5 protein-coding genes are annotated in these 6,875 nt (G+C 71.5%); 1 reads left to right on the forward strand and 4 read right to left on the reverse strand.

What is annotated here, in order from left to right; translation table 11 throughout:
* Positions 1-127: 127 nt before the first annotated feature.
* Together dxs and GD632_RS09385 are read right to left on the reverse strand one after the other, a co-directional pair.
* Entirely contained in the window at positions 128-2,059 is a 1,932-nt protein-coding gene (gene dxs, locus GD632_RS09380) for a 1-deoxy-D-xylulose-5-phosphate synthase (protein WP_152191322.1), read from the reverse strand.
* A gap of 32 nt (positions 2,060-2,091) precedes the next feature.
* Positions 2,092-2,355 (reverse strand): hypothetical protein, encoded by a 264-nt coding sequence (locus tag GD632_RS09385; protein WP_152191324.1) that lies wholly within the window; start codon positions 2,353-2,355, stop codon positions 2,092-2,094.
* Between the two features lie 70 nt (positions 2,356-2,425).
* On the opposite strand from GD632_RS09385, the gene GD632_RS09390 reads away from it, so the two are divergent.
* Entirely contained in the window at positions 2,426-3,025 is a 600-nt protein-coding gene (locus tag GD632_RS09390; protein WP_152191327.1) for a DinB family protein, read from the forward strand.
* Positions 3,026-3,244: 219 nt separating this feature from the next.
* Here the strand turns inward: GD632_RS09390 and GD632_RS09395 are convergent, their stop codons facing one another.
* Both GD632_RS09395 and GD632_RS09400 read right to left on the reverse strand, forming a co-directional pair.
* A complete protein-coding gene (locus tag GD632_RS09395; RefSeq protein WP_152191329.1) occupies positions 3,245-6,064 on the reverse strand; it encodes an aconitate hydratase in 2,820 nt (939 codons plus the stop codon).
* Positions 6,065-6,222: 158 nt separating this feature from the next.
* A partial coding sequence (locus GD632_RS09400; RefSeq protein WP_152191331.1) for a class I SAM-dependent RNA methyltransferase occupies positions 6,223-6,875 on the reverse strand: 653 nt, incomplete at its 5' end.

The following is a 6,875-nucleotide window of genomic DNA, read 5'->3' on the forward strand; positions in this document are numbered from 1 at the left end:
TCTCCTCGCCGGCGTGTGCCGGTGGAACCACCGTACGGATCGACGGGACGGCATTCGTGGGACCTAGGACCGAGTACCCACGTCAGGCCCCTCACACGCGGCTAGCCGAGTGTGACGGGGACCACGCTCAGGAGCGGGGGTCGGGCTCCACCGCACGGCCGAGGGGCTGCTCGGCCGTGGCCGGGAGGCCGGCGACCGCACCGGCTGCCTGCCGGGCGACGTCCTGGGCCTGCAGGTGGTAGTGCTCGACCACCTGGGTCCGGGTGGCGTGGTCGAGGAACTCGTGGGGCAGGCCGTGGGTCTGCACGGGGACGGCGCGGCCGGCCTGCGCCAGGGCGTCGCGGACGGCGCTGCCGACCCCGCCCGTGCCCAGCCCGTCCTCGACGACGACGACGAGGTCGTGCTTCGCGGCCAGGTCCAGGAGGTCCTGGCTCACCGGGAGCACCCAGCGGGGGTCGACGACGGTCGAGCCGATGCCCTGCGCACCGAGCGCGGTAGCCGCGGCCATGGCGGTGTGCGCCATGACCCCGACGCCGACGAGGAGCACCCGGGGCCCGCCGTCGCCGGCGGTGCGGGCGAGGACGTCGACGTCGCCCTCGTGGCCGACCGCGGGCAGTGCCTCCGGCAGAGCGCCCTTGGGGTAGCGGACGACGGTCGGGGCGTCGTCGACGTCGACGGCCTCGCGCAGCTCGGCGCGCATCGTGTCCTCGTCGCGGGGCGCGGCCAGGCGCAGCCGCGGGACCGTGCGCAGCAGGGCGAGGTCCCACATGCCGTTGTGGCTGGCGCCGTCGTCGCCGGTGATGCCGGCGCGGTCCAGGACGATGGTGACGCCTGCGCGGTGCAGCGCGACGTCCATGAGGAGCTGGTCGTAGGCACGGTTGAGGAAGGTCGCGTACAGCGCGACGACGGGGTGCAGGCCGGCGAACGCCATCCCCGCCGCGGAGGTGAGCGCGTGCTGCTCCGCGATGCCGACGTCGATGACGCGCTCGGGGAACTCCTCGGCGAACGGCGCGAGCCCCACGGGGGCGAGCATCGCGGCGGTGACCGCGACGACGTCGCTGCGCCGGCGGGCGATCTCGACGATCTCCTCGGCGAACACGGAGGTCCAGCCGAAGCGCGAGGGGGCGACCGGCAGGCCGGTCTCGGGGTGGATGACGCCGACGGCGTGGAAGCGGTCGGCGATGTCCTCCTCCGCGGGGGTGTACCCGCGGCCCTTCTCGGTGATGGCGTGGACGATGACGGGGCTGCCGAAGGCCTTGGCCCGGCGCAGGGCGAACTCCATGGCCGCGAGGTCGTGGCCGTCGACCGGCCCGATGTACTTCATGCCCAGGTCCTCGAACATGCCCTGGGGCGCGATGACGTCCTTGACGCCCTTCTTGAAGCCGTGAAGGGCGTCGTAGGTCATCCGCCCGGGCGGGCCGCTGCGCTGCAGCGCGCGCTTGCCCCAGCCGAGGACCTTCTCGTAGCCGCGCGCGGTGCGCAGCGCGTCGAGGTGGTGGGCGAAACCGCCGATCGTCGGGGCGTAGGAGCGGCCGTTGTCGTTGACGATGATGACGAGGCGGCGGTCCTGCGCCTCGGTGATGTTGTTGAGGGCCTCCCAGGCCATGCCCCCGGTGAGGGCGCCGTCGCCGATGACGGCGACGACGTGCCGGTCGCGCTGGCCGGTCAGCTCGTGGGCCCGGGCGATGCCGTCGGCCCAGGAGAGCGCGGTCGAGGCGTGGGAGTTCTCCACGATGTCGTGCTCGGACTCGCTGCGGCTCGGGTAGCCCGAGATGCCGCCGCGCTTGCGCAGGTCGGTGAAGTCCTGCCGCCCGGTGAGGAGCTTGTGGACGTAGGACTGGTGCCCGGTGTCGAAGACGACGCGGTCGCGCGGGGACTCGAAGACCCGGTGGATCGCCAGCGTGAGCTCGACGACCCCGAGGTTGGGCCCGAGGTGGCCGCCGGTCTTGGAGACCGAGTCGACGAGGTAGTCCCGCAGCTCCTTGGCCAGGACCTCGAGCTCGGGCCCGGTCAGGGAGTGCAGGTCAGCGGGCCTGCGGATGCGTCCGAGCAGACTCATCGCTCCCCTTCCATCGGTGACAACACGCTGGTTCACCCTACGACGCCGCGCCCCGCCACGCCCACTCCCCCGCCCACAGCCGACTTCCCGCCGACAGCCGACTTGTCGCCGACAGCCGACTTCCCGCCGACAGCCGACTTGTCACCGACAGCCGACTTGTCGCCGAGCGCCGACTTCCCCCGGACAGCCGACTTGTCACCGACAGCCGACTTGTCACCGACAGCCGACTTGTCGCCGAGCGCCGACTTCCCCCGGACAGCCGACTCGCCGCGAGAAGCCCCGACGACGGTGCACACGCCCCCTTCCGACGCGCCGCCGTCGGGCACTACGGTGTGCGGAACGTCGCACACCTCAGGAGGCGCACAGATGCGAGGCGACTACGGCGCACCCGAGTTCGACTGGTCCATCCTCGAGGTGCCGACCCCAAAGGCGATGGCGCTCGGGCAGCTCGGCTTCTCGTGGCTCGAGCTGGCCGGCAGGCTCGCGACCGTGACCCAGGAGGAGTTCCTTCAGGAACCCCGACCCGGCGCGCTCAACGTCGTGCATCGCGGGGCGGAACGGACGCCCCGCACGCTGGGGACCGGCGAGTGGGTGGCCGAGTGGCCCGAGGGCGCGGACGAGCCCGGACCACGAACGATCGCCTGGCTCGTCGCCCACCTCACCGAGGCGTACCTCGAGCGGTGGGAATGGACCTTCGGTGAGCGTCAGCGGCGGCGGGAGGACGCCGTCGTCCACGGCGATGTCCACCTTGCCCGCGCGGAGCTGGCCAGCACGGTGGAGGCGTGGCGGGAAGGCGTCGAGTCGGTGCCCGACGACGAGTTCATGACCGTGGGCCTGAGCCAAGCGACCGAGATCGATGCGGCCGCGCCGTTCGGGCACCTCGTGCTCCACATGAACCGTGAACTCATCCACCACGGCTCGGAGATCTTCGTCCTCACCGATCTGTACCGCACGGCAACGCCGTAGCGGTCGACAAGTCGACTCTCGGCGACAAGTCGGCTGTCGGCGGGAACTCGACTCTCGGCGACAAGTCGGCTGTCGGCGGGAACTCGACTCTCGGCGACAAGTCGGCTGTCGGCGGGAAGGCGGCTGTCGGCGGGAAGTCGGCTGTCGGCGGTAGGGCGGTGGAGGAAAAGGGGACGGGCCCCGGTCGGTGACCGGGGCCCGTCCGTCACTGCGGCTGTGTCAGGCGGCCTTTTCGACGAGGCTGCGCAGCACGTACTGGAGGATGCCGCCGTTGCGGAAGTAGTCCGCCTCGCCGGGGGTGTCGATGCGCAGGACGGCGTCGAACTCGACCGTCTCCCCACCCTCCTTCTCGGCGGTCACCTTGACCGTGCGGGGCGTGCGGCCCTCGTTGAGCTCGGTGACGCCCGCGACCGAGTAGGTCTCGGTGCCGTCCAGCCCCAGGGAGTCGGCGTTCTCGCCGGCCGGGAACTGGAGCGGCAGGACGCCCATGCCGATGAGGTTGGAGCGGTGGATCCGCTCGAAGCTCTCGGCGATGACGGCCTTGATGCCGAGGAGCGTGGTGCCCTTGGCGGCCCAGTCACGGGAGGACCCGGAGCCGTACTCCTTGCCACCGAGGACGACGAGCGGGATGCCGGCCTCCTGGTAGGCCATCGACGCGTCGAAGATCGACTCCTGCTCCCCCGTGAGGAAGTTCTTCGTGAAGCCGCCCTCGACGCCGTCGAGCAGCTGGTTGCGCAGCCGGATGTTGGCGAAGGTGCCGCGGATCATCACCTCGTGGTTGCCGCGGCGGGACCCGTAGGAGTTGAAGTCCTTGCGCGCCACGCCGTGCTCGGCGAGGTAGCGGCCCGCGGGGCTGTCCGGCTTGATGGCGCCGGCCGGGGAGATGTGGTCGGTGGTCACCGAGTCACCGAGCTTGGCCAGGACGCGCGCGCCGCTGATGTCGGAGACCGGCTCGGGCTCGGCGGCCATGCCCTCGAAGTACGGGGGCTTGCGGACGTAGGTCGAGTCCTCGTCCCACTCGAAGGTGTCGCCCTCCGGCGTAGGGAGCTCGCGCCAGCGCTCGTCACCGGCGAAGACGTCGGCGTAGTCCTCCTCGAACATCTCCTGGCTCACCGAGCTCGCGATGACGGCGTCGATCTCGGCCGGGCTGGGCCAGATGTCGCGCAGGTAGACGTCGTTGCCGTCCTTGTCCTGCCCGAGCGGCTCGTTCTCGAAGTCGAAGTCCATCGTCCCGGCCAGGCCGTAGGCGACGACCAGCGGCGGGGAGGCGAGGTAGTTCATCTTGGCGTCCGGGTTGATCCGGCCCTCGAAGTTGCGGTTGCCGGAGAGCACCGACGCGACCGCGAGGTCGTTGTCGTTGACCACCGCGGAGATCTCCTCCGGCAGCGGGCCGGAGTTGCCGATGCAGGTGGTGCAGCCGTAGCCGACGAGGTGGTAGCCCAGCGCCTCGAGGTAGGGCCAGACGCCCGCCTTGTCGTAGTAGTTCGTCACGACCTGCGAGCCGGGGGCCATCGAGGTCTTGACCCAGGGCTTGGTCTTCAGGCCCTTCTCGACGGCCTTCTTCGCCAGCAGGGCGGCGCCCAGCATGACGGACGGGTTGGACGTGTTCGTGCACGAGGTGATGGCCGCGATGACGACGGCGCCGTGGTCGAGCTCGACCTCGGTGCCGTTCTCGAGGGTCACGCGCACGGGCTGGCTCGGGCGGCCCTCCCCGGGCACCACGGCGGAGTGCGTCGGCCGCCCCTCCTCCGAGGAGTGGTGCGTCGGGTCGGGGCTCGTCGGGTCGGACGCCGGGAAGGTGTCCATGAGCTCCTTGTCGAGCCCGCTCTTGTCGATCCCGTTGCCCTTGACGACGTAGTTCTTGATGTCGGCGCGCCACTGGTCCTTCGCGCTGCTCAGCGCGATGCGGTCCTGGGGCCGCTTCGGGCCGGCGATCGAGGGCACGACCGTCGACAGGTCGAGCTCGACGTACTCGGAGTAGCGGGCCTCGCGGGAGGGGTCGTGCCACAGGCCCTGCGCCTTGGCGTAGGCCTCGACGAGCGCGACCTGGGCGGCGTCGCGGCCGGTGAGGCGCAGGTAGTCCAGGGTGACGTCGTCGACCGGGAAGATCGAGACGGTCGAGCCGAACTCGGGGCTCATGTTGCCGATGGTGGCGCGGTTGGCGAGCGGCACCGCGGCCACCCCCTCGCCGTAGAACTCGACGAACTTGCCCACGACACCGTGGTCGCGGAGCTTCTCGGTGATCGTGAGGACGACGTCCGTCGCGGTGGCACCGTCGGGGATCTCACCGGAGAGCTTGAAGCCGACGACCTTGGGGATGAGCATGCTGATCGGCTGGCCGAGCATGGCGGCCTCGGCCTCGATGCCGCCGACGCCCCAGCCGAGCACGCCCAGTCCGTTGACCATCGGGGTGTGGGAGTCGGTGCCGACGCAGCTGTCGGGGTAGGCGACCGTCACGCCGTCCTTCTCCCGCGTCATGACCGTCCGGGCCAGGTACTCGACGTTGACCTGGTGGACGATGCCGGTGCCCGGGGGGACGACCTTGAAGTCGTCGAACGCGGTCTGGCCCCAGCGCAGGAACTGGTAGCGCTCGCCGTTGCGCTCGTACTCGAGCTCGACGTTGCGCGCGAAGGACTGGGCGTTGCCGAAGGAGTCGACGACGACAGAGTGGTCGATGACGAGCTCGGCCGGGGCGAGCGGGTTGATCCTCGTCGGGTCGCCGCCGAGGTCGGCCATCGCCTCGCGCATGGTGGCGAGGTCGACGATGCAGGGCACGCCGGTGAAGTCCTGCATGACCACGCGGGCCGGGGTGAACTGGATCTCCGTGTCCGGGTCCGCCTCCGGGTTCCACGACGCGAGGGCACGGACGTGGTCGGCGGTGACGTTGGCGCCGTCCTCGGTGCGCAGGAGGTTCTCGGCGAGGATCTTGAGGCTGTAGGGCAGCCGCTCCAGGCCCTCGACCGCGTCCAGGCGGTAGATCTCGTAGTCCTGCTCGCCCACCGTGAGGGTGGAGCGGGCTCCAAAGCTGTCGACGCTCACATCTGCTCCTCTTGCCGCTTCGCTGCTGCGCTTCTGTCGGTCATCGTCGCACGCGGGTGGAGCCGTCGCAGCAGCCGCCACCCACAAGTTATCTCGACATCAAGATACTTTGCCGGGCCGCCGAAGTCACGCCGAGCGCACGGCGCGTCGCCGTCCGCTCAGCTGCTGCGGGGCTCGAGCACGGCGACGCACTCGACGTGGTGGGTGTGGGGGAAGAGGTCGTAGCCGGTGAGCGCGGTGACGTCGTAGCCGTGGTCGACGGCGGTGCGCAGGTCGCGCGCCAGCGCGGCGGGGTCGCAGGCGACGTAGACGATCCGCCCGGGTCGCAGCTCGGTGAGCGCCGTCATGACCTGTGTCCCCGCGCCCGAGCGCGGCGGGTCGAGGACGACGGCGTCGACGCCGCTTCCCAGCCCCTCGACCACGGCGGCGGTGACACCGGCGACGTGGAGGGTGGCCTGCGGGCTGTCGTGGAGGTTGCGCCGGGCGTCCTTGACGGCCCGGTCGTTGACCTCGACGGCGTCCACACGCCCGCCCTCCCCGACGGCGCGGGCGAGCGGGAGGGTGAAGAGCCCGGCGCCCGAGTACAGGTCGACGACCCGCTGCCCGGGCTCGGGGCGGGCCGCGGCGAGGACCGCGTCGACGAGCGCGGCGGGTGCGTCGCGGTGGACCTGCCAGAAGCCGGTCGCGTCCACCCGGTAGGAGAGGTCCCCGACGGCGGTGGCCACACGCTCACGCACCGCCACCCGGGCCGGGGCGCCGCCGCCCCGGCGCCCGCGGCGCGGGCGCGCCTCGCGCCGGGCCGCGAGCGACC

This window comes from Georgenia satyanarayanai, assembly GCF_009193135.1.
Classification (GTDB): domain Bacteria; phylum Actinomycetota; class Actinomycetes; order Actinomycetales; family Actinomycetaceae; genus Oceanitalea; species Oceanitalea satyanarayanai.

Bases quoted from the DNA above. Each gene is read 5' to 3' on its own strand.
- dxs (WP_152191322.1), bottom strand. From the start codon at position 2,059: ATGAGTCTGCTCGGACGCATCCGCAGGCCCGCTGACCTGCACTCCCTG.
- GD632_RS09390 (WP_152191327.1), top strand. From the start codon at position 2,426: ATGCGAGGCGACTACGGCGCACCCGAGTTCGACTGGTCCATCCTCGAG.